At 62.7% G+C, this 22,995-nt stretch carries 21 protein-coding genes; 7 read left to right on the top strand and 14 right to left on the bottom strand.

The annotated features are described in order from the left end of the window. The first annotated feature begins 50 nt into the window (after nt 1–50). Genes HMPREF3157_RS01170 through HMPREF3157_RS01160 form a run of 3 tightly spaced genes read left to right on the top strand, consistent with a single transcriptional unit; the run spans nt 51 to nt 2,969 of the window. Nucleotides 51–1,115, top strand: a complete 1,065-nt coding sequence (locus HMPREF3157_RS01170; RefSeq protein ID WP_070435278.1) for a D-2-hydroxyacid dehydrogenase — start codon at nt 51–53, stop codon at nt 1,113–1,115. Between the two features lie 35 nt (nt 1,116–1,150). Next, nucleotides 1,151–2,056, top strand: a complete 906-nt coding sequence (locus HMPREF3157_RS01165; protein WP_070435277.1) for an acyl-CoA thioesterase — start codon at nt 1,151–1,153, stop codon at nt 2,054–2,056. Beyond that, nucleotides 2,037–2,969, top strand: a complete 933-nt coding sequence (locus HMPREF3157_RS01160) for an SMP-30/gluconolactonase/LRE family protein (RefSeq protein WP_070435276.1) — start codon at nt 2,037–2,039, stop codon at nt 2,967–2,969. The genes HMPREF3157_RS01165 and HMPREF3157_RS01160 overlap by 20 nt, the downstream gene beginning before the upstream one ends. Here HMPREF3157_RS01160 and HMPREF3157_RS01155 read toward each other — a convergent pair. Continuing rightward, entirely contained in the window at nt 2,966–3,739 is a 774-nt protein-coding gene (locus HMPREF3157_RS01155) for a TetR/AcrR family transcriptional regulator (RefSeq protein ID WP_070435275.1), read from the bottom strand. The two genes, HMPREF3157_RS01160 and HMPREF3157_RS01155, sit on opposite strands and share 4 nt — an antisense overlap. Before the next feature lie 120 nt (nt 3,740–3,859). Here HMPREF3157_RS01155 and HMPREF3157_RS01150 point away from each other — a divergent pair, with 120 nt between their 5' ends. Continuing rightward, complete coding sequence (locus HMPREF3157_RS01150) at nt 3,860–4,768, top strand: NAD-dependent epimerase/dehydratase family protein (RefSeq protein ID WP_070435274.1); 909 nt, start codon at nt 3,860–3,862, stop codon at nt 4,766–4,768. Nucleotides 4,769–4,777: 9 nt separating this feature from the next. On the opposite strand, the gene HMPREF3157_RS01145 is transcribed toward HMPREF3157_RS01150, so the two are convergent. The 10 genes from HMPREF3157_RS01145 to HMPREF3157_RS01100 form a co-directional block, all read right to left on the bottom strand. After that, complete coding sequence (locus HMPREF3157_RS01145) at nt 4,778–6,070, bottom strand: ABC transporter substrate-binding protein (protein ID WP_070435273.1); 1,293 nt, start codon at nt 6,068–6,070, stop codon at nt 4,778–4,780. A gap of 98 nt (nt 6,071–6,168) precedes the next feature. Further along, the gene (locus HMPREF3157_RS01140) at nt 6,169–6,999 is read right to left on the bottom strand and encodes a carbohydrate ABC transporter permease (protein WP_070435272.1); all 831 of its coding nucleotides are present in this window, start codon (nt 6,997–6,999) and stop codon (nt 6,169–6,171) included. Nucleotides 7,000–7,010: 11 nt separating this feature from the next. Further along, entirely contained in the window at nt 7,011–7,877 is an 867-nt protein-coding gene (locus tag HMPREF3157_RS01135) for a carbohydrate ABC transporter permease (RefSeq protein WP_070435271.1), read from the bottom strand. A gap of 91 nt (nt 7,878–7,968) precedes the next feature. Continuing rightward, nucleotides 7,969–10,497, bottom strand: coding sequence for an alpha-glucan family phosphorylase (gene glgP, locus HMPREF3157_RS01130; RefSeq protein WP_070435270.1), 2,529 nt, complete (start codon nt 10,495–10,497; stop codon nt 7,969–7,971). Nucleotides 10,498–10,600: 103 nt separating this feature from the next. Continuing rightward, nucleotides 10,601–11,443, bottom strand: coding sequence for a hypothetical protein (locus HMPREF3157_RS01125; RefSeq protein ID WP_141740571.1), 843 nt, complete (start codon nt 11,441–11,443; stop codon nt 10,601–10,603). Continuing rightward, complete coding sequence (locus HMPREF3157_RS01120; protein WP_061211227.1) at nt 11,424–12,140, bottom strand: ABC transporter ATP-binding protein; 717 nt, start codon at nt 12,138–12,140, stop codon at nt 11,424–11,426. The genes HMPREF3157_RS01125 and HMPREF3157_RS01120 overlap by 20 nt, the downstream gene beginning before the upstream one ends. Next, nucleotides 12,137–12,517, bottom strand: a complete 381-nt coding sequence (locus tag HMPREF3157_RS01115) for a GntR family transcriptional regulator (RefSeq protein WP_016664212.1) — start codon at nt 12,515–12,517, stop codon at nt 12,137–12,139. The genes HMPREF3157_RS01120 and HMPREF3157_RS01115 overlap by 4 nt, the downstream gene beginning before the upstream one ends. 131 nt (nt 12,518–12,648) lie before the next feature. Beyond that, nucleotides 12,649–14,331 (bottom strand): energy-dependent translational throttle protein EttA, encoded by a 1,683-nt coding sequence (ettA, locus tag HMPREF3157_RS01110; protein ID WP_070435268.1) that lies wholly within the window; start codon nt 14,329–14,331, stop codon nt 12,649–12,651. 101 nt (nt 14,332–14,432) lie between these two features. Beyond that, nucleotides 14,433–15,146, bottom strand: coding sequence for an HAD family hydrolase (locus HMPREF3157_RS01105; RefSeq protein WP_070435267.1), 714 nt, complete (start codon nt 15,144–15,146; stop codon nt 14,433–14,435). Between the two features lie 47 nt (nt 15,147–15,193). Then, on the bottom strand, nt 15,194–16,297 hold the full coding sequence (locus tag HMPREF3157_RS01100) for a YlbL family protein (protein ID WP_168161670.1): 1,104 nt from the start codon (nt 16,295–16,297) through the stop codon (nt 15,194–15,196). A gap of 142 nt (nt 16,298–16,439) precedes the next feature. Between HMPREF3157_RS01100 and HMPREF3157_RS01095 the strand changes: the two genes are divergently transcribed. After that, a complete protein-coding gene (locus HMPREF3157_RS01095; protein WP_070435266.1) occupies nt 16,440–17,987 on the top strand; it encodes a zinc-dependent metalloprotease in 1,548 nt (515 codons plus the stop codon). Continuing rightward, entirely contained in the window at nt 17,984–18,520 is a 537-nt protein-coding gene (locus HMPREF3157_RS01090) for an NUDIX hydrolase (protein ID WP_070435265.1), read from the top strand. The genes HMPREF3157_RS01095 and HMPREF3157_RS01090 overlap by 4 nt, the downstream gene beginning before the upstream one ends. A gap of 89 nt (nt 18,521–18,609) precedes the next feature. Here the strand turns inward: HMPREF3157_RS01090 and HMPREF3157_RS01085 are convergent, their stop codons facing one another. Continuing rightward, on the bottom strand, nt 18,610–19,167 hold the full coding sequence (locus tag HMPREF3157_RS01085) for a M48 family metallopeptidase (RefSeq protein ID WP_246816470.1): 558 nt from the start codon (nt 19,165–19,167) through the stop codon (nt 18,610–18,612). Between the two features lie 574 nt (nt 19,168–19,741). On the opposite strand from HMPREF3157_RS01085, the gene HMPREF3157_RS10340 reads away from it, so the two are divergent. After that, complete coding sequence (locus HMPREF3157_RS10340) at nt 19,742–19,903, top strand: DUF5679 domain-containing protein (RefSeq protein ID WP_016664205.1); 162 nt, start codon at nt 19,742–19,744, stop codon at nt 19,901–19,903. 84 nt (nt 19,904–19,987) lie between these two features. On the opposite strand, the gene HMPREF3157_RS01080 is transcribed toward HMPREF3157_RS10340, so the two are convergent. After that, nucleotides 19,988–22,084: an ATP-dependent DNA helicase UvrD2 gene (locus HMPREF3157_RS01080; protein ID WP_083287998.1), complete on the bottom strand. Its 2,097-nt coding sequence runs from the start codon at nt 22,082–22,084 to the stop codon at nt 19,988–19,990. Continuing rightward, nucleotides 22,081–22,965 carry an NAD(+) diphosphatase gene (nudC, locus tag HMPREF3157_RS01075; protein ID WP_070435263.1) on the bottom strand — a complete coding sequence of 295 codons (885 nt, stop codon included), beginning with the start codon at nt 22,963–22,965 and terminating at the stop codon, nt 22,081–22,083. Before nudC ends, HMPREF3157_RS01080 begins: the two co-directional genes overlap by 4 nt. Nucleotides 22,966–22,995 lie beyond the last annotated feature (30 nt).

Raw genomic sequence — 22,995 nt, 5'->3', positions numbered from 1 at the left:
GGATTCACCAGTGCGTTCCCCCTAGGATTGAAGGAGCGAAAGGAGACCTCATGCCACGCTCGAACGACCAGCGCCTGACCCTCGCCATCGCCGTCGACCTCCCCGAAGACGAATGCGCGTTGATCCGCGAGCGCGAACCTCGCGTGAGGCTCGTTCGCACCGGAGCTCTTGCGCGTCCGCGCCGGTACGACTCCGACTGGGTGGGCGATCCGGCTTTCACGCGCTCTGATGCAGACGAGCGGGCGTATCAGGAGATCCTCGAAAGCGCCGATGCCGTCGTGGGCCTTCCTGACGATAGCCCCGCGAAGCTCGCAGAGCTCGTGCGAAGCAACCCTCGGCTCCGCTGGGTTCACACGATGGCTGCGGGCGGCGGAGCACAGGTGAAAGCTGCGCATCTCAGCTCTGAAGCGCTTGAACGCGTCACGTTTACAACCTCGGCGGGCGTGCACGGCAGCACCCTTGCGGAGTTCGCAATCTTTGGACTACTCGCTGGGGCGAAGAACCTTCGTGGCCTCGAAGATGATCAACGTGCGCACGTGTGGCCAACCATTCGCGTACACCCTCGCCACCTCGATGAAATGACGGTTCTCGTGCTCGGTCTTGGCGGTATCGGCAAGGCTGTCGCCTCCCGGCTCAAGGCTTTCGGCACCGAGGTCTGGGGAACCTCGCGCTCGGGCCGCGCTGTCGAGAACGTGGACCGCATCGTGCCGCTCGCTGACCTTCACGACGCGCTGTCGAGGGTCGACGCCGTCGTGGTGACGCTTCCCGGCACGGACGAGACTCGCCACGTGCTCGATCGGCAGGCGTTTTCTTCGATGAAGAAGGGCATGATCCTCACAAATGTCGGCAGGGGAAGCGTGATTGACGAGGCTGCGCTTCTCGATGCCCTCGACGACGGCACCGTCGATTTCGCTGCACTCGACGTGGTGGAGCGCGAGCCCCTCCCTCACGAGCACCCACTTTGGGATCACGAAAAGGTTCTCCTCAGCCCACACTCGGCAGCCCTGAGCGCGCAGGAGGGGATGCGCATCGCGGCGATCGTGGCACGCAACGCGACGGCGCTCCTCGACGGCACACCCCTCACAAATGTTGTCGATACCCTCAACTTTTATTAGGAAGGCGTTCATGCGCCCTTCGTTAAGATGGGCGCATGTCGATTCCTGAGCCAGCAGCCGTGACCCGCAGCCTCCTCGATCTTTTCGAGCTTCGGAAAATCGATGGGCCCGAGCAAACATTTGAGGGGACTTCGCTCCCCCAGCCGGGCGGGCACGTGTTTGGCGGGCAGATGATGGCGCAGGCCCTGATCGCAATGGCGCGCACCGTGCCGGAGGGGCGCCGTGTGCACTCGACCTACGCATCGTTCCTCGAGCCCGCTCGCGCGAGTGAGCCGCTGACCTTCACCGTACGCACGCTCCGAGATGGCGGGTCGTTCTCCACCCGCGCACTCGAGGTCACGCAGCGCGGAAACCTCGTCCTCACGATGAATGGCTCGTTCCAGGAACGCCAAGAAGGAGTGCACCACGTGGACGAGGTGGCGTCGGACCACTCCCCCGACACTCTCCCGAGCACACGCGACGAACTGGGCCGGGTAGACCACCCGCTCGCGCAGTTCATGGCGTACCAGCGCCCCGTGGACATTCGAAACGCGACCGGCTCTTTGTACTTCACTCCGGACCCTGAAAAGCGCGCCGAACAGGCCGTGTGGATGCGCGCTCTCACCCCGATCGACACGCGCGATCCGCTCACCCATGAAGCGGTCCTGACGTATGCGAGCGACTACACTCCCTTCGAGCCGACCATCCGCCGCCAGGGCCTCACGTGGCTCACGCCCGGCCTGCGCGTCGCCACTCTCAACCATTCGATGTGGTTCCACTCGGATGTCAACGTCGACGACTGGCTGCTGTATGTGCAGCGCTCCCCTGCCGCGACCGGCGGCCGCTCGCTCAGCGTTGGTCAGATTTACACACGCGAAGGCTCGCTCGTCGCGACCGTGAACCAAGAGGGCATGTTCCGCATCCGCACGGAGGTGAAGGACAGTGACCACCCCGCCGTTTGATCCGAGCGCCCGCGTCGAGAAGGTCGCAACCGGCGCGGCCTGGGCCGAGGGCCCTCTGTGGTACCCCCTCGAGAAGGTCGTGCGCTTTAGCGACATCCCGAACAACCGCATCATCCAGCTCGACCCCGCAACCGGCGAAACGCTCGTGTGGAAAAGCGGCGTCAACTACGCCAATGGCCGCGCTCACCACCCCGATCTGGGAGTCGTCGAATGCAACCACGGGACCCGCTCGCTCGATAAGGCGCCGCTCGTGCCGTTCATGGACGCGGAAATGCTCATCGACTTCTTCGAAGGCGGGCGCCTCAACTCCCCGAACGACGTTGCCGTGCACCCGATCGAGCACACGATCTGGTTCACCGACCCTCCCTACGGGATCCTCAGCGAGGGCCAGGGGCAGCCGGGCGAGATGGAGTACGGACGCGCGTATGTGTTCAAGCTTGATCATCACGGCGACCTCGAGGCCGTTGTGACCGAACTGAGCCGCCCGAATGGCATCGCTTTCAGCCGCGACGGTAAACGCCTGTACGTCACGAACACCGCCGATAACCCCGATAAACCCGAGGAGAACGCCCCCGAATCCGTCACGGATAGCGCGGGCCGTCACCATATTTGGGCCTTCGACCTCGACGCTGACAACGCGGTCGTCAAGGGCAGCGGGCGTCCGTTTGCCTGCCCCGCGGCCGGGGTTCCCGATGGCATCACCGTCGACGAAGAGGACCGGGTGTGGTCCTCCGGCGGGGACGGGGTGAGCGTGTTCGATTCCGACGGCTCTCTGATCGCCCACGCGCCCGTTCCAGAGGTTGTGTCTAATCTCTGCTTCGGCGGGGAGGACGGCCAGGACCTCTTCATCACGGCCACCACGAGCCTTTACCGGCTCCGCACGAACACCCGCGAGCCGTGGAGTTTCGCCTAGCGACCACCCTTTACCGTCTCGGGGAAGAGCGTCGCGGTCCACGATTCGACGAGCCGCTCGAGAATCTCTCCGCCTACTTTGTCGAGGCCGGGACCGAGCTGGCCGAAAACCTCGGCGCTGATCGTGCCGAGTAGCGCGCACCAGAGGTCGATCGTGGTCGCCGCGCATCTCGTGGCCTCGTCGCGGTTTATTGCGCAGGCTTTTGCTGCCTCTGCTCCCACGTTGTCGAGATCGCTCCGGTCACTGGTCCCGAACACGTCCTCCAACCCGCCCTCGAGGAACGCGGCATAGGGGCCGCTGGGATCGGCGCCGATAAGGTTGCCGGCAGCGACGATGTGCGCGAGACGGGCGAGTAGACGCGTGCCCGGTGCGACAGTTTGATCGGCTGGCGCGGCGTAGCCGGGAACGGGGGTGCCGTAGACGAGACCCCATCGCGTTGTGTTTGCGAGCGCCCATGAGCGCATGGCGCGCGCGAACGTTCCGAGGCCCTCGGGGCTTTCTGCGCCACACCGCTCTTTTGGGTCCAGACCCAAGGCGTCGTCAACAGCATCAGCAAGGTCGGTGTAGGCGTCGATGACGAGGAGCGTGAGCAGCTCATCGCGGTCGCGCACGTATCTGTACAGGGCCGATGACGCGACCGACATATCTCGGGCAATTTCCCGCAATGAGAGGTCTGCGGGGCCCTTTTCCTCGAGCTGCTGCCTGGCAAGGCGCAAGATTTCAGTTTCCATGCGCCGCCGATTCTCGGCGCGGCTTCGGCGTTCACTCATGCGTCCATCCTCGCATTTCACAGGCTCGAAATCGACAGCGAGAGCGGTGCTCTTGTTTTTAAGGGTGCGAACGCCTATATTCCTTAAACGAGAGCACTGATCACATTTTGGAGGGCTGTTTTGAAGATTCTCGTCACGGGGGCCGGGCAAATCGGCAACGCAATCGTCAGGTCACTGCGCGCAACGGGTGACGACGTGACAGTTATCCGGCGCAGCGCACACCCAATCGAAGGGGTGCGCGTCATTGCGGGCGACGCAGGCAAGCGCGCTCTACTCGAACGCGAGGCGCGCGGCGCGGACGCGATCATGCACTGCATCCACGCGCCCTACACCGCAAAGGCCTGGCGAGAGGAACTGCCCCACCGCGAGCAAGCGGTCATGGACGTCGCCGAAGGCCTTGGCATCCCCGTTATCTTCCCCGAATCCGTCTACGCATTCGGGGCACAGGCGCACGACCTGCACGAGGGAGCGCCGATACACCCGTGCTCTCCCCTCGGGGACGTGCGCGCCGAGCTCCTCGAAGCTCGCGCGGCACATGCGGCGCACACCGCGAGTGTCGTTGCCGCCGACCTCGTGGGAAAAGGCGCCTCCGCAAAGGCGTCGGTGCCCACGATGAGCATCGTCAACCCCACCCTCACGGGAAAAACATGCTGGGCTCTCGGAGGCCCCGACACCCCTCACGCCATGACGTTCGTATCGGACCTCGCCGACGCCATGATCCACGTGGCCCGAGAGCACACGCGCGTATTCGCGGGCAACTCGAGCGCTATACTCAACGCCCCCTCCCCCACACCGGTCACCTTCCGCGAACTGGCGCGCATCGTCTCCACCCGCGCAAACGTGAGCGCTCCGAAGATTCACACAATCCCGGCCTGCACACTCTCTTTAACGGGGATGGCGAGCCCCACACTCCGTTCGCTTTCTCAGCAACGCTATCTGTGGGACTCGCCATCACGCCTCGCACCCGGAGCGCTCACCGAAGAGCACGGCCTCGAGTCAACGAGGTGGAGCGAGGCAATTTTCGCCTAAACCGCGGGCTCACGCCATCGCGGCATTACCCTCTTCCTGGGCCTTCTTGACACCTTCCTCGGCGGAGAGATTGCCCGCGAAGATCTCCTGGAAGACGGGCATTACGGCATTAAGGCCGGCGAGGGACTTTGCGCCGGTATCCGCGGGGCCGGGATTCTTCGCCGCTTCGATGAACTGCTCGACGTCGACGCCCTGCTCTTTCCAGAAGTCCACGAAGGACTGCTGCGCATCCACGTGGCCGGGGAACGAAATTCCCTGCTCACCCAGGGGCAGCTGCCCCTCCTTCGAGCCGAGCCATTCGAGAAGCTTCACAACCGACTCCTGGTCCTCGCGCTTCGCGTTACCCGCGGCAACCACGCCGTGCACGAGCGACTTCGCCCCCTTCGGGCCTGCCACCATGGGGGCGATAGCCCACTCGAAGGCGCCGTCGACCGAGTCGTGGATCGTCTTGAGGCTAAACGGGCCGCTCTGGAAGAGGCCGAGCTTACCCTGAATAAACAGGTCACGCGCGAAATCGCCGTTCGTATTGGTGTCAGCGGCCGAAGGCGCAACCTTGAGTTCGTTGACGAGCGCAGCGAGGTAGGAGAACACCTGGACGCCCTGCTCTGAATCGAATGCGTACATATCGTTGGCATCCTGCCACTCGGCACCGTTCGAGCTCAGGAAGGGGCCAATGATGGATTGGCGATCGCACGCCGCATTGAAACCGAACACGCCATCCTTCGTGAGCGCGGTGGCGGCATCGCGAAGGGCATCCGAGCCGGCGGTGGGATCGAAGGCGAGTCTCGTGGGGTCCACGCCAGCGGCGTCGGTGAGGTTCTTGTTATAGAAGAGAGCGATCGAGTCCCAGACCTGCGGAACACCCCACAGCGAGCCGTCGCGGGTGTACAGGTCAACGACAGCCTTCTCCCAGTCCTTCACGGACCCGCCGAGCTTCTCCGAAATATCGACGAGCGCTCCGGCCTGCTGGAACTGAGTGAAGCTCGCGGAGTTCAGCCAGAACACATCAGGGGCGCTATCCGAAGCGCCGTCAGAGAGATCGAGAGGCAACTTCGTCCAGTAGTCGTCCCACGGAACAACCTCGACCTCGACCTTGATCCCCGATTCCTCGGTGAACTTCTTGAGCGACTCCTCGTATGCCGCCTTCGCCGTGCTATCCCAAATGCGGAACTTAAGCGCCCCAGCGTCGGAACCCGAGCCCTTCTTCGCGGACGAGCCCGAATCTGACGGCGAGCACGCGGCGAGCGCCGCGGCCGCGGAGGCTACGAGTCCACCGGAGAGAACTGTGCGACGTGAAACCATGTGATGGCCTTTCTTCAGCGGTCGTGCGGGCACCCTCGTGCCCTGCACATTGTTAACGCAAGAGCATACCGGATATTTATGGATGCCATAAGCGATGTTTATCGCAGTTCGGTTCCACCGATCGACTGCGCTACCTGCTTCTGGAACACGAGATACAGGAGGATGAGCGGAATCATCGCGAGCGTCGTTGCCGCCATGACCATCGTCCAATTGTTGTTGTATTGAGTACTGAGTGCCGAGGTCGCAACCGTAAGGGTCTGCCACGTGTCCCCCGTCGTGATAATGAGCGGCCACATGAAGGAGTTCCAGTGGGTCACCACGGTGATCACGATGAGCGTCACGATAATCGGACGGTTGAGGGGCACCACGAGGCTGCGAATCATCCGCAGATGCCCCGCGCCATCAACGCGCATCGCATCCAGCAACTCCTGAGGCACGCTCCGGAAATTTTCACGGAGCAAGAACACGGCGTAGGGGCTGCCAAACACGAACGGCAACACGAGCGCCCAGAATGTATTGCGCAGCCCCATCTGCTGGAAGGCGAGGAACAGAGGCACGACAACCACGACCTGCGGAACAAGCAAGGTCGCAATAAACGCCCAAAACAGCACGTCACGACCGGGAAATTGCAGATACGCAAACGCGTAGGCCGCGAGAATGGAAAAAACGATCTGCCCCACAAGGATCACCGCGACCATTTGCGTCGTCACGGCAAACGGTGTCACAAAGCTGTGGGGCCCCGTGAAGAGCGACGAAAAGTTCTCGATCGTCGCGGGGTCCGGAAGATGAATGGGGCCCTGGCGCAGGAAGTCACCGGGTGCACGCAGCGCCGTCATGATCGAGAGCGAAAACGGCGCGAGTGTAAGCACGGCAGCAATGATGAGGATCGTGTACGCCACGATCGCCGAAAGCACCGACTTTTTCTTCATAGACACCGCCCTCAGGACATGTCGTAGGTGATGCGGCTCGAGAAGAACCGCTGCTGAATAAACGAGAGAGCCGCGAGGATGACGAAGAGGATCACGGCTACGGCTCCAGCCCGCCCAAGCCGACCCGCACCAAATGCCTCGTTGTAGATGAGCGAGGCAATGACCTGGGTGCTATTGCCGGGCCCTCCCCCGGTCAGCGAATACACGGTGTCGAACACCTGGAAGCTCGCGACCATCTGCGTGAGCGCCACGAAAAACGTCGTGGGATTCAAAAGCGGCAGCGTAATCGCAAAAAACCTCCGGATGCTGCCCGCACCGTCAAGCTCAGCGGCTTCGTAAATCGACGGCGGGATCTTCTGGAGCCCGGCCTGATAGAAAAGCGCGTTATATCCGACGGCCTGCCACACCGCGACGAATGCCACGGCAGGAAGGGCGAGCGTGTGCGAGCTCAACCATTCGATTCGGGTTCCAATCAGCGCGTTCAGGGCCCCGTAGGTGGGCTGGTAGATCCATTTCCATACGACGCCGATCGCAACGGGCGCGCACACCCACGGGATCACGACGATCACCCGGAACAGGGTTGACCCGGGGAACATTTTATTGAGCTGAATCGCGAGCAGTAACCCGAGCGCAATCCCGAGAGGCACGCTCATGAGGGTGAAGAGAAGCGTGACAAACAAGGAGTTCCACAGTGCGTCGCCCGTGAACAGGATCTCGTAGTTTTTGAGACCGATGAAGTCGTGCGAGCCGACGATCTCCCAGTTCGTCAGTGAAAGCCCGAAGGCCACAACGACCGGCAAGAGAATGAAGGCAAACACGCCTATCGCCGCGGGCAACACGAAGAGCCACGAAAGAATCGGGTGGCGAAGTCGCATCATCGATCGACTCCTTCCACCCGATACTCTCTGACATCTTGAGGTCGATACTTATGCCCGACCTAACGACAAGCTATGCCAGCGTACACCCCATTCACTGTGCGACGCGCACTAGGCCAAGCTCAGCGGTGTGAGCAAGAACGCGATGCGACGGCACGACACGCACGGTGTAGCCCACCGACCCGAGGGTTTCGAGCGAGTGCTCGGCCGCATAGCGGCCATCCACGCCCTGCGTCATCGCCACGGTGATGGGATCCTCAAGCTCGCCGTCCTCGTTCGCGGAGCCCACGACAAGTTGGACCTGGACGTCGTCGGCATGGATCTCCCCGAGCTCAACACTCGCGCTCACGGCGAGAACATCGCCGTCAACCGAATCCTCGACGTCGCGAACACTCACGCCGCCCCAGCCTTGCGCGAGCCGCTGCTTGTACTCGGCGAACTCGTGAGAGAGACCCTCATCGTTCGCAAACAGCGCAACCGACTGCGATGCCGGCGCATACAGCTGCTCGACGTAATCGCGCACCATGCGAGTCGCGGTCACCTTCGGCGCGATTTCCACGAGGGAATTGCGCACCATCTGCAACCACTTCGCCGGAACGCCGCTCTCATCCCTGTCGTAGAACAGCGGAACGATGCGGTTCTCGAGAATGTTGTAGAGGCTCTCCGCCTCGAGGCGGTCGCGCTCGGCGCGGTCCTCGATGTCGACGGTTTCGATCGTCCAGCCGGCGTCGTCGGTGGCCATTTCATCCCACCAACCGTCGGAGGTCGAGAACGTGAGACCGCCGTTGAGCGCAACCTTCATACCCGAGGTGCCCGAGGCTTCCTCCGGACGAATCGGGTTATTGAGCCACACGTCCGAGCCGGACACGAGGTACTGCGCCATGCGAATGTCGTAGTCCGCGAGGAACACGATGCGGTGGCGCACGCCGTGATCGTCCGCGAACTGCACGAGGCGCTGCATGAACTCCTTGCCGGGGTAATCCGCGGGGTGCGCCTTGCCAGCCACGACGATCTGCACGGGCCGCTCCTCGTTGAGGAGGATGTCCCGCAAGCGCTCCGGCTGGCTCAACATGAGCGTGAGGCGCTTGTAGGTTGAGACGCGACGCGCGAAGCCGATCGTGAGCACGTTCGGGTCGAGCACCGAATCAACCCAGCCAAGCTCGCCCGGGTGCGCACCACGGCGCACCCACGAACGGCGTACATCTTCGCGCGCACGCTCGACAAGATTCGCGCGCAGCGTATTTCGGACATCGAGAAGTGCCTTGTCACTCAAGGTCCCAAGCTGCGACCAGTCGCTGCGCGCCGACAGGTCAATATCGCCGAACACGCTCTTGTACAGCGCATCCATGGGGCGCGAGATCCACGTGCGGCGGTGTACACCGTTCGTAATCGAGGTGATCGGCACCTCCGCCTCGTCGAAGCCCGGGTAAAGGTCCTTGAACATGCGGCGGCTCGTCTCGCCGTGGAGCTTCGCAACACCATTCGACCGCTGCGAGAGGCGGAACCCCATGTGCGCCATGTTGAAGATCTGCCCGCCATCCTCGACACCGAGCGCGAGCGCAGCCTCCACCGGCAGATTCGGGACGAGGCGTGAAATGCCGTTGCCGTCCGCATCGAGGAAGTGACGCAGCTGGCCCGCATCGAAACGATCGATACCGGCGGGAACGGGGGTGTGAGTGGTAAAGACCGAGCCCGCACGGGTCTTCGTGAGCGCCGCATCAAAACTCAGGCCCTTACCCATGAGCTGACCGATGCGTTCGAGGCCGAGGAAGCCCGCGTGGCCCTCGTTGAGGTGGAAGACGTCTCGCTCGCGGCGCCCCTCGAGCTCAGCAAACCGCTCGACGGCTCGCACACCGCCGATGCCGAGCACGATCTCCTGTTCAATACGGTGGAAGTGGTCGCCACCGTAAAGGCGGTCGGTGATCTGGCGGGCGCCCTCGTCGTTGCCTTCAACGTTCGTATCGAGGAGAAGCAGCGAGATGCGCCCCACCTGGGCCTTCCACAGAGCGATCGTGATGATCCGCTCGCCGGGGAACGTGACATTCACGCACACCTGGTCACCGTCGGCATCCGTCACGGGCACGACCGCGAGATCCTCAGTGACGTTCTGCTTGTAGTTTTCCTGCTGCCAACCTTCGCGGTTGAGCGACTGGGAGAAGTAGCCCCACTGATAAAGCAGACCCACGCCGATGAGGTCGACGCCGAGGTCCGAGGCGGACTTCAGGTGGTCACCGGCGAGGATGCCGAGACCACCCGAGTAGATCGGGAGGGTCGGGGTGATACCGAACTCCATCGAGAAGTACGCGATTGCCGGAGCGGCCGGCACCTCTTTCTGGAACCAGCGCTCACTCGTCATGTAGGTGTCGAGATCCTCGAGGCAGTCCTCGAGGGCAGAGCGGAACTTCGGATCAGCCGCAACCTCGCTGTAGCGGCGCGCGGGCACCATCCCGAGTTGCACAACGGGATTGCGGTTGCTCTCCTCGTACGCACGCGGATCGAGCGCCTCGAAAAGGTCGCGGGTTTCGGCGTTCCAGGTCCACCGAAGGTTGTAGGCGAGGGTGCGAAGCCCCTCGAGCTCGGCGGGGAGTTCTGACGTCACGGAAAGAGTACGAAGTGCCTTCATATCCCTTAAGGTAGCCGAGCCCGCCGCTTACCATGCATGTTCCGCATGAAAAGTTCTTGCGGAGTTTGCTTGAGGTTAGCGGCGGGCTCGACCACGGCGATCATTACTGGATATCGCGGATTTTCGAGCAGTCCCACGCGCACCAGAAGAGAACCGCGAGCGTGACGAGGCTCTGGAGAACAGGAAGTGCGATTGGGAGCAGTGGAACCTCCGCATCTGTCTTCACAGCGTTGATGATGGAGCCGAGGATGCTCACCGTCTCAATAGACCACGAGTCGACGTTAAACGACAGGGGAATGAGGATGGACACCACACCCACGAGTTGCGATACCACGGCCCACATGAACACCGCGACAATCACAGGCCCCGCGACTCCAAGCCTGCCCAAGAACCCCTTACTTCCCACAAGCACGGCGAAATACACGTAGGCGAGGAACGACACGACCCCAAGCACTATCCACATGAGCCCGCACGTCAACACCACCGGGTGCTCGCGGAATAGTTGCCCGACTCCGGTCATGAGATCACCGAGGGCGAGGTCTCCTTTGGGTGCAAGACACGCGAACGAAAGAATCACCATCACGAGCGTCCCCACGACCGATACGAATAAAGCAAGCACGCCGCTCACGAGCTTCCCTGCCAAAAGGGCGAGCCCACCGACGGGCCACGTGCGAGTGACCGGGGCTTCACGCCCCACCATGCTCACGTAGAAATACCCCGCAAGCACTAGGCCGGTCGCAGCGACCAACAGGCCCGCAGCCATCCATACCCCCACAAAAGCAACCGGCTTGAGAGGCGCCACGAGGGCCCCTAGGCCGGAGAACGCGAGTGCCACCGCAATGCCTGCGAGCGTGGCCATACCTGTCATCGGTAACACGCGGCTCATATCGAGCCGCACAATGGTCCCGAAGCCAGGCAACCTCATGCTATCTGCGTGTGCGTTCATATCCATACACCTTCCTCAGTCGTTCGACGAGCCCGTCGCCCGTCTGTTCACGCAGTTCATCGGGACAGACATCGTCGACGATCTGACCGCGGCGCATGAGAAGCGCCCGATCCACGATCAACTCGAGATCCTGCACCATGTGCGAAGTAATAAGGAGAGAACAGTCGTCGCCGAGAGCCGCGATCACCTCGCGCAACGTTTGCTCGCGCGAAAGCGGATCAACGCCAGAGATCGGCTCATCGAGAAGAAATAGCCGCGCGTCGCGTGCCATGGCGAGCGCGATATGCGCCTTTTCCTGCTGCCCTTTACTAAGTTCATGCAGACGCCGCGTTGGCTCTATACCGAAGTTTTTGAGGATCGCGCGCGCCTTAGCCTCGTCGAAGTCCGCGAACACCTGCCCAAACACGCGCATGCAGGACTCGACAGTAAAGCGCGCTGGAAGCGCCGAACGATCCGGCAGGTAGCTCACCATCGATTTCGATCGTGGCCCGACTAATTCGCCGCACACCCGCACTTCACCAGAATCCAGTCGAACGAGGCCCGCGACTGCCTTGAGGAAGGTCGATTTTCCACAGCCGTTCTCGCCGATCAGCCCGACGATGCTCCCAGGCTCGACATCGAGATCGACGCTGTCGAGGGCAATCGTTGCCCCGTAGGCCTTTGAAGCCTTGTCTACTCGCAAAAGTTGCGAAGTCATGGTTTTTCACCCTTTCGAGAGTGATTTAAGAGACGCTCACGGAAGAGCGTTTCAATATCCTGGGGCGAGAGTCCTAGCCCCGTGAGCTGCTCGAGTGCACGATCCGCAATCGCTTCACTCTCGCTAGTTTTGAGGTCATCCGTAGCGTCATCAGTGACGAGCACTATGCGCCCCGATGTTCGCTCGCTCTTGGTATGGCCCCGCCGGTCCATCTCGGCGAGGGCTTTCTGTACGGTGTTGGGGTTGACGCGATAGTCGAGGGCAAGGTCGCGAGTCGAAGGGACCTTTTGGCCCGCAATCCATTCGCCCGCCGCAATTTTTCGCGTGAACTCCTCGACCAGCTGGACCCACACCGGTCTCGAAGCATCGAAGTCCATCCACACCACCTTGTCTTACTGTATTACGTACTTAATACAGTAGCACAGATGTTAAGGCAAAGAAAACCCGGGACCTCGAAAGTCCCGGGTTTTTCGGTCGACTCCTTCGCTCAAAGGAGCGAGCGACGTTATTAGTCCCTCGTGAGGCGGCGATGCGTCACGCGGTGCGGACGCGCGGCATCCTCTCCAAGACGCGCAACCTTGTTCTTCTCGTACGACTCGAAGTTGCCTTCAAACCAGTACCAATTCGAGGGGTTCTCCTCGGTGCCCTCGTAGGCAAGGATGTGGGTCGCAACGCGGTCAAGGAACCAGCGGTCGTGCGAAACGACCACGGCGCAGCCGGGGAAGTTCAAGAGCGCGTTTTCGAGCGAGCTGAGGGTCTGCACGTCGAGATCGTTGGTCGGCTCGTCGAGGAGCAGCAGGTTGCCGCCCTGCTTGAGCGTGAGCGCGAGGTTCAAGCGGTTGCGCTCACCGCCCGAGAGCACGCCGGCCTTCTTCTGCTGGTCCGGGCCCTTGAAGCCGAACTGCGACACGTAGGCACGCGAGGGAATCTCAACCTTGCCCACCTCGATGAAGTCGAGGCCGTCACTAACGACCTCCCACAGGTTCTTCTCGGGGTCGATGTTCTCGCGGTTCTGGTCGACGTAGCTGATTTTCACGGTTTCGCCGACCTTGAGTTCACCACCGTCGAGAGGTTCGAGCCCCACGAGGGTCTTGAAGAGGGTGGTCTTGCCCACGCCGTTCGGGCCGATCACACCGACAATGCCGTTCGGTGGGAGCGAGAAACTCAGGCCATCGATGAGAACGCGATCGCCGAAGCCCTTCTTAAGATCCTTCGCATCGATCACGACGTTGCCGAGGCGCGGGCCCGGCGGGATCGTGATTTCTTCGAAATCGAGCTTGCGCATCGACTCGGCTTCCTTCGCCATCTCCTCGTAGCGAGCGAGGCGTGCCTTGGACTTAGCCTGGCGGCCCTTCGCGCTCGAGCGAACCCATTCGAGTTCTTCCTTGAGGCGCTTTTGGAGCTTTTGATCCTTCTTGCCCTGAACCTCGAGGCGCTCCTGCTTCTTTTCGAGGTAGGTCGAGTAGTTGCCCTCGTACGGGTAGAGGTGGCCACGGTCGACCTCGGCGATCCACTCGGCGACGTGATCGAGGAAGTAGCGATCGTGGGTAATCGCGATAACGGCGCCCTCGTAGCTCTGCAGGTGCTTCTCGAGCCACAGAACTGACTCGGCATCGAGGTGGTTCGTGGGCTCGTCGAGGAGGAGCAGATCGGGCTTTTGGAGGAGAAGCTTGCACAGCGCGACGCGACGGCGCTCACCACCGGAGAGGTGCGTCACCGGCTCGTCACCCGGAGGGCAGCGAAGCGCATCCATCGCCTGCTCGAGCTGCGAGTCAAGATCCCAGCCGTTCGCGGCGTCGATCTCCGTTTGAAGAGTGCCCATCTCGGCCATGAGCGCATCGAAATCCGCATCCGGCTCACCCATGAGCTCGCCGATTTCGTTGAAACGCTGGACCTTCGCGTAAAGCTCGCCCATGCCTTCCTGGACGTTTTCGAGGACGGTCTTCTCCTCATTCAGCGGCGGCTCCTGAAGGAGAATGCCCACGCTGTAGCCGGGGCTGAGGCGCGCTTCACCGTTGCTCGGCTCGTCGAGCCCCGCCATGATCTTGAGGATGGTCGACTTACCCGCGCCGTTCGGGCCAACCATGCCGATCTTGGCGCCCGGGAAGAAGCTCATGGTGACGTCGTCAAGGATGACCTTGTCGCCCACTTGCTTGCGCGCCTTGTACATGGTGTAGATGAACTCTGCCAATGTCTCTCCATTTGACTCGTGGGTTGGTTCCCCCGCCATGCCGCCGGCTCGAGCCGCAGCGGCGGGCACAATGGTTTCAGTCTAACGGTGGCGCCTGCGTTTCAGCCGAGCGGAACCCCACGTTCGGTAAGGATTTCACGCGCGATTTCCCAGCCAGGTCGGTCGGGTTCGGCAGCGGTGTCCGACGCCACCGTGCGGTCATTGCGCGGCCAATAGTGGGCATCGATGCCGAGCTTGCGGGCGGCATCGACGTTTGACTGCAGGTCGTCGAAGAAGATCACGTTGCGAGGTTTGGCGACGCCGCCCGTTTCGTGCGCAACCGCGTCGAGGAGGATTTCGAAGATCTCGGGATCGGGCTTTTGAACCTTCTCTTCGGCGCTAATGATCGCGAATTCAAAGGGCTCGAACCATTCTTGCTGACGCACGTACTCACCGAAGGATGCGTTCGTGTTCGAGAGCAGTGCAATTCGCACCGAGTTGCGCGCGAGATCGTGAATAAGTTCGCGACTCCCCTTGGCGATCTGAACCCAGTACCGGTTATCGAGGTCGATGAGGGCTTCGATCTCCTCGGCGGTCGGCTCGCCGATCGCCCCGGCCTCGCACACGGCCCGCCAATACTCGACGACCGAGATCTCCCCGCCGTCGAGCTTCACGCGCTCGCGCCAGTACACCTCACGAACCGATTCGTACTCGCCACCGACTTCGGCGTGAACGACCGGAACGGGATTGTGGTGGGCGGCGAGCACACCTCCGAAGTCGAACACCACCGTGAACTGAGTGACCGAATCCTGTGACCTGCGCCTTGCGCGTGCCATAACCTCTCCTTCGTGTCGTGTGCGTGTAACGACGATGTTTTCGCTGCCTAACCGCACGTAGGCAGGCCCTTGATCGACCCCGTAGAAGCGATCTGTTCAACCGAGTTGATGGCATCCGAAAGCGTGTCGATCTTGACGACCTGGAGGCCCTCGGGGATGTGTCCGGTGACCTCATCGCAATTGGCCGAAGGGGCGAGGAAGTACTCGGCGCCGTCGGACCGCGCCCCGATCATTTTCTGGCGAATCCCGCCAATCGGGCCCACCGTGCCCTGCTCATCGATCGTGCCCGTGCCCGCGATCTTCTTACCTCCCGTGAGATCGCCGGGCGTCATCTCGTCGTAGATCGCGAGGGCGAAGATCATGCCCGCACTCGGCCCGCCGATCCCGTCAAGCGCGAAGTTCACCTTCACCGGGAACTCGAAGCCGCGCGAGAGCACGATGCCGACAAGCGCCCGCTCCCCCTCGTAGCGCGGCGTGAGCGCGAAGGATTTTTCTTCGCCTTCGCGTCGCACGGTCACGTTTACTTTCTGCCCTCGCGGTGTGCGGCCAATGGCCTCTCCAGCCGAAGCGACATCGGTGACCTGCTGGCCGTTGACCATGAGCACGACGTCGCCGGGCTCGAGGCGATCCGCCGCCGCTCCATCGCTTCGAACGCCCGCGACGATGGTCGTCGTTGAGTACGAAATGCCCTGCTTCGCGAGCGCAGCGGCGATCGCTTCCTGCTGCGAGCCGTTCATCTCAACCGTGTTCATGAGGCTGTTGTCTTCGGCATCCGTATCGTCCGGGTAGAGAGCCTCAACCGGCATGATCGAGCGGTCCCGATCGAACCACGCGGACATGACACCGGCGAGCGGGATGTCATAGCCCGGAGACCCCTGGACCGACACGGTCGTCATGCGCAGTTCGCCTTCACTTGCGGCCCCATCGCGATTCTCGACGCTCACGATGTCCTTGCCCTCGTATTCGCCGAGCACGTTGAGTGAGGGGCCGGGCGATTCGACGACGTAGGGAGCGGGCAGCACGGCGGCAACCACGGTCATCACGACGAGCACGAGCGCCGAGAGGTTCACCGTCCAAAGACGACGCTTGTACAGGCGCGCATTCGTGACACTCTCGGGAACGATCATGAGCTTCGATAGGGCATTTTTCACGCGGTCATTGTCCCAAAGATTCCGCGAAAGCGCCTGCATGCCCCTTCGCGGGAAGCGAAAACTGTACCCCTCGTTCCCCGCGGTCGATACGCTTGGGTAATCCGTGGTCGGCGGCCCGCCGCCTCAATCGACAGGAGCGCGCATGAGCGACGAGTCCAACGAAGAAAACCTCCGCAAGTTCCTCGAGGAGATTTTCCAGGGGCAGATTCCCCCGGGCGCACTCGAGGGTCTCGATCTTTCCGAGCTCGCGAAGAGCGCCGGCCTGCCCAGTGACCCGGCAATGCTGCGCATGGCAGCGATTCAGATGCAGTCACTTTTTGCCGCGGGCGGCGACGGCCCCGTCAATTGGAAACTCGGCCATGATCTCGCGCGCCAGGTCGCGGCCGGAAACGTCACTCTCCTGCCCACGGGCGCACTCCCGCAGATCGGCGGCACGTCAATCGGTACGGCCGGCGATCCAAACGTGAGCGACGCCGAAGAACGCGCCCTGCGCGAAGCGGGGAACATCGCAGCACTGTGGCTTGCGGAAAAAACAGATTTCGCAGTCGTGAGCGACGCGGTCGAGTGCTGGAGCCGCGGCACATGGGTGAACCGTACGCTGCCGCGCTGGCAGAAAATCGTCGAGCCGGTCGCGCAATACATGGCCGAGGCGATCGGCGATGCTTTTGCGAAGCAGCTTGGCGAGCTGGGCGGTCTCGAGCAGCTTGGCGGCACCGGCCCCCTCGGCGCCATGGGCGGGGCCCTCGGCGACCCGAGCGCCATGATGAAGAAAATGGGCGGCACGATGTTCGGCCTCCAGTTTGGCCACGCGATCGGCTCAATTGCGCGCGAGGCGATCGGCGTGACCGACCTTTCGCTTCCGCTGTGGACCTTCTATGCCCCCGTGATCGTGCCCGCAAACCTCACCGATGTTCTCGAGGGCACAGAGCTTGACCTCGATGCGGCGCGCATCTTCTTTACCGCGCGCGAAATCGCCCACCAGACCCTCTTCAAGAGCGCGCCGTGGCTTCCGGAGCATCTGTTCACCGCGATCGAGGGATACGCGCGAGGCATCACCCTCGACATGGGGGCGCTCGAGGAGAAGATCCGCGACTTCGACGTCAACAATCCCGCGGCGATCAGTGCAACCAACCCCGAGGACATCTTCACGTTCACGCGCTCGGCTGAGCAGGAGCGCGCCCTGACCGAACTCACCACGACCCTCGCACTTATCGAGTCGTGGGTCGATCTCGTCGTGACCGAAACCCTCCGCGACAAACTCCCCCGCCTCGACGCGATGCGCGAACTCGTCCAGCGCCGCCGCGCAACCGGCGGGAGCGCGCTCGACAACCTCACGAATCTCGTGGGCATCGAGCTACACCCGCGCTCGGTCAAGGAAGCGTACGCATGGTGGGAGTCAGTGCTCGCGACCGAAGGGATGCAGGGCCGCGAAAAGGTCTGGGCTCACCCGGATCTCCTCCCCAGCCCCGAGGTTCTCAGCGGGCGCCCGCAAGCGCCCCAGGCGCCCGTGCCCACGGAGGATTCCGACGGTGACGGGCTTCCCGACCTTCCCGAGTTCGGCTCGATGAACTCCGCCTCCCCCGATTTCGACGAGGAACTTCGCAAGCTGCTAGACGGCGAGTTCGACGGCCGAGAAGAGGACCCTGGGGATCCCCGAGGCGACGACGAAAACCCGGGCGACGAGCAGTGAGTCTGCCCGGCCGATTCCTCGCAGAACTCGAGACATGCACCCCTTCGCGTGAGAGGGAGCAGTTTCTCGCGCTTGCGACCTCGAGCGAGAACGCACACCTCAAGTCGAGTGGGCCCGTGCATTTCACGGCTAGCGGGATCGTCATCGATGCCTCCGGCCGGTTCGTTGCGCTGCATCACCATCGCAAGGTCGGGGCATGGCTCCAATTCGGCGGGCATATCGACGAGGGAGAGGAGAGCTTCGAGGGGGCCGCGAGGCGTGAGGTTTTTGAGGAGTCGGGGCTTGAAGACCTCGAGATCGTGGGCAACGCTCCTTTTAAGCTCCATGCGCACACCCTCAATAAGAACTTCACCGTGTGCAGCGAGCACTGGGATGTGCAGTACCTCATGCGCGCGGCAGTGGCCCCCACGGGGCCCACGGATGCCCTGAGACTGAGCGAGGAAAGCCACGACGTGCGCTGGTGGAGGCTCGATGCGCTCCCGGCAGGCGTCGTACCTGACCTCATCCCTACACTCGAACGGCTCCGCACCTGATCCCACAGCGTCCTCCGGCCGCGTTTCCGCTCAACTGTTTGAGGTGCGCAGACGCGACCGGGCGAGGCCGGATCAGCGGGCTGGAGGCATCAATCTCCATCCCGAGCTGAGCGCTGAGCAAATACGTACCCCTCGAGGAACCCATTCGCGCGCTCATGCTCGGGGTAAGAAGCCTCGAGGGTGCGGAAGGCCCGCGAGTGATTCGGTTCGAGAAGGTGGGCGAGCTCGTGCACAAGGACCGACTCGATCACGTATGTCGGCATGCCCTGCAGGACGTGTGAAAGACGTATTGAGCCATCCGCGCTCGTGCATGATCCCCAGCGCTTGCCTTGGTTTGTTACCCATCGCACGCTCGAAGGCTCTGGCACGCTCGGCAGGTACTTTTCCCTCAACGCACGGGCGAGCGCCATGAGGTCCTCGTCACTCGCAACTGCCGGCTCAGCGCGGTTGCCGTACTTCGCATACATGTCGCGCGCCCACTTGCGCGTCTCACGTGCCGAAAGTCTCGCGGGCACAAGCAACTCAAACACTCCGCCCCTGCGACGTGCGGTGATGGTTTTGCGACGGCGAGCTGAGCGAACCACGTCGATAGGCTCGCCGATGCCGTCGAGGTGGAGTTGTTCGCGTTCGGGTCGTCGGTGGGGCACGCAGCGAGTGTAGTGCGCGCGAGCTTGACAAGCACCCCGGTGTTGTGGATAAGCGAGGAAGTACGGGGACTCCCGTCCCCTTCGTGACGAATCTTGAGGGGTGCAACACATGTTGCAAGAAATTAATATTCACCACCGAGAAGCAGCATTCGCGCAGGTCAACGCCACTGTTAGACCCCTATGCCCGATTATCCACACACACTTTCCACACAGGTTCAAGGGGTGTCCACAACAACACCAAAGTTATCCACATTCACTCCCCGTCGCCGCTTTGACCCAGCCCGCCCCTGGCACTACATTCGATGAAGAAGCGATCCTCCGGGAAAACAAACGCTCGTGGGCGGGGAAGGCCCATGTGCGTTAAGCGCCCCCGGAGGATCGCCCCTTTATAGACAGCCGGCACCTAAGTCTCCGGAGTCCCTCCCCAACCAGCCGTACTTGCGAACCATTCCCAAAAAGGGCTCTGACGTGCGGTTTCTTTGTCTCATACGCGGAGTGTTGAGTTCTCAAGGGCCCGAAATTGCCTATACAGTGGCCAGGAACAATGAGTTCATCACAATCCCTAGGAGCAACCATGGCTGACGAAACCTACACGGGCGAGTTCTACTGCGTGAAGTGCCGCGCGAAGCACGAAGCAACCGGCACCATCCAGGTCAACGACAAGGGCCGCCGTGCGGCAAAGGCTGAGTGCCCCGAGTGCGGCACGAAGCTCAACCGCTTCCTCCCCAGCAAGTGAGGCACGCGAGCGCACATTCGCTCGCCATCCCCGCGAACAAAAAAGAACCGGCGCCACGGTGGCGCCGGTTCTTTTTACGTGCGTTCAGCGAACCTCGCTGATAATCGCGAGAACCTCCTCACCGAACTGGGTGAGCTTCGTCTGCCCCACGCCGGGCACCTGGTGAAGCTCCTCGAGGCTTCCGGGTGCTCGATCCGCGATCGCGAGCAGAGTCGAATCGGTAAACACCGCGAAGGCAGGACGCTTGAGCTCGCTCGCGCGCTCGCGACGCCACGCGCGTAGTCTCCCGAAGAGCTCCGCGCTCTCCTCTCCCCCGCACTCCGCATGGCGCCCGACTTTCTGTTCACCAGGCGTTGTGAGAGCCTCGCCGCACCCCTTGCACGTCGTGAACACACGTGCACCACGCCGACCCGTCGTCCGCTTCATCGCCACGCGTTCAGCAGCGCCTTCGTCGCGGTGATCGAAAGCCCCCGCGATAAACCGAGAGGCCTTCCTCGATGCCTTCGCGCCCTCGGCCCGTGCCGCGGCCCAGGTGACGGTAAGGACGTCGCGCGCACGCGTCAGGGCGACGTAGAACAACCGGCGTTCTTCTTCGATTTCCTTGTCGGTCTTCGCGTACGAGATGGGGAACGTCCCCTCACTCGCTCCCACGACAAACACCACTGGCCACTCAAGGCCTTTTGCCGCGTGCACCGTTGCAATCGTGACGGCCTCGCTCACGGGGGCGCTTTGCGCCTCGCGGCGCTCCTCGAGCTCAGCCACGACGTCTCTCAAGCTCGCTCCCGCACGCTCGGCAATCGAGTCAGCCACCTGCACGAGTGCGTTGAGGGAAGCCCACCGCTCGAAGATTGCCCCGCGGGATTCGGGAGCCTTCGGCGACCATCCGCGCGAGGACAGGACATCGCGAACGACACGGCCCACATCCGGGTCGTTGCCTCCGCCCGTGCCTAGCGCCGCCCGCAGAGCGCTCATCGCCTCGTGCACCTCGCGCCGCTCGAAGAACTTTTGACCACCGCGCACCTGGTACGCGACCCCCTCGCGGTCGAGAGCATCCTCGAACCGCTCGCTGTGAGCATTGACGCGCAAAAGAATGGCGATCTCGCTCGCATTCCTGCCCTTCGCGAGAAGCTCGGCAATCGAGCGCGCAACCTCACGCGCCTCAACCGTTTCATCGGGGTAGCCAACGACGAGGGGCCGGGTGGCGTCGGACCGCTGCGCCCGAAGCTCCACGTGAGAGTCCCTGCCCTCTTGCGCCCGCGCGAGCACAGCGTTCGCGACCTGGACGATTTGCGGACTCGAGCGGTAATTGCGCTCGAGCCGGATCACGTTCGCGCGGGGGAATTCCTTCCTGAATTCGAGGAGATAGCTCGAATCCGCCCCCGCGTACGAGTAGATGGTCTGTGCGGCATCACCCACGACGCACACGTCGCTCGCGTTGCCAAGCCACGCACGCAAAAGCCTGAATTGCAGAGGGGAGATGTCCTGATACTCGTCGACCGTGAAGTGACGGTACTGGGAGCGCACGGCGTGCGCCATCTGCGGATGCTCCTGAATCATCGTGGCCGTCAGCAAAAGAACATCGGCAAAGTCAATGAGGTGAAGCTCGGTTTTCAGATCCTCGTACTGGGTCATAATCCGCGCGAGAGTGCGCGGCTCGAAACCTGCAACTCCCGCCCGAGAAAGACGCGCCGCCGCGAGCGGGTACTCCTCGGGAACGATCATCGAGGATTTCGCCCATTCGACCTCGGCGGAGATGTCGCGAAGGGCCGCCGGATCCACACGCATGTGCAGACGGCTCATGGCCTGCCCTACGAGCGGCAGGGTTCGGTCCACGAGGTCCGGGGCCGGGCCTCCGACGGTTGACGGCCAAAAGTAGCTGAGCTGCCTGAGCGCCGCGGAGTGGAACGTTCTGGCCTGGACGGCCGGCACGCCCAGGTCACGCAGACGCGAACGCATCTCGGCAGCCGCCTTGGTGGTGTACGTCAGCGCGAGAACGTGATTGGGCGCGTAGCCCCCACTGGCAATCGCGTAGGCGATGCGGTGGGTGATCGCCCGTGTTTTGCCCGTGCCGGCGCCTGCGAGAACACACAGTGGCGCGCCAACGGACTGGGCGACCTGGCGTTGCTCGGGGTCAAGCCCCTCGAGAATGCGCTCGGCACCTCTCATCTCCGCAGTGCTCACGCGAGCTCTCCCTTCCTCCATGCGTCGATCATCGAGTGTGCGATCGACGTGGGCGATGGCAGGCGTAACTCTCCGCGCTCGAGGGCTCTCGTGAGTTCATCTCGCGTGAACCATGTGGCGCTCGCGAGCTCCTCGCGCTGGAGGGTGATGCTCGTACCGCTGCCTTTCGCAAGGCGCGAGGTGAACGCCACCATGATCGAGCGTGGGAACGGCCACGGTTGGGAGCCGAAATAGTTGATGTCACCGATGATGAGCCCCGTTTCTTCATGAACCTCGCGCTTGAGGGCATCCTCGAGTTCTTCTCCGGGTTCGACAAAGCCCGCGAGCGCCGAGACCATGCCGCCCGTGAAGCTGCGATTGTTGGCGAGCAGCACGCGATCATCGTGGTCGCGAACGAGAGTGATCACGGCGGGGTCGGTGCGGGGGGAGGAATCATGGCCGTTATCGCATGACTGCGACCATCCTCCGCGGGTCATTTTTACGGGGCTGCCGCAGCGCGCGCACGCGCGCGAGTCTCGATGCCACGTGAGCATTCCCACGGCGCTGAGTGCGAGGCTTCTCTCACGCGGGGAAAGCATGGGCGCGACCTCGCGGAGGCTTCGCATACGCACGTCGCTCGGGGGCGGCATGCCCGCGCCGCCAAGGCTTCTTTCGTGGCAGGCCCAGGCCTCGCCACCCTGCCACGGGCCGAGAAACACAGCGCCCGAAGCCTCGGGCATCCACAGGCGAACGTCACCGTTCGAACACTCCTGCACCGCCACCGTGTCGCCGTGAACGACGACCGCGCGCCGCTCGAGTGTCGCGTGGGAGGGAGCGGGAATTCCTCGCGCATCATCTGGTGCCACGAAGTGGGACGTGAGGTACGTGTGAGGAAAATTCATGGGCGCTCGCATGTGTCCCACAGTATCCAA

Origin of the sequence: Dermabacter sp. HMSC06F07 (assembly GCF_001807345.1) — a bacterium.
Taxonomy (GTDB): domain Bacteria; phylum Actinomycetota; class Actinomycetes; order Actinomycetales; family Dermabacteraceae; genus Dermabacter; species Dermabacter hominis.
The sequence above is the reverse complement of the archived record's forward strand: the minus strand, read 5'-3'. Positions and strand labels throughout refer to the sequence as shown.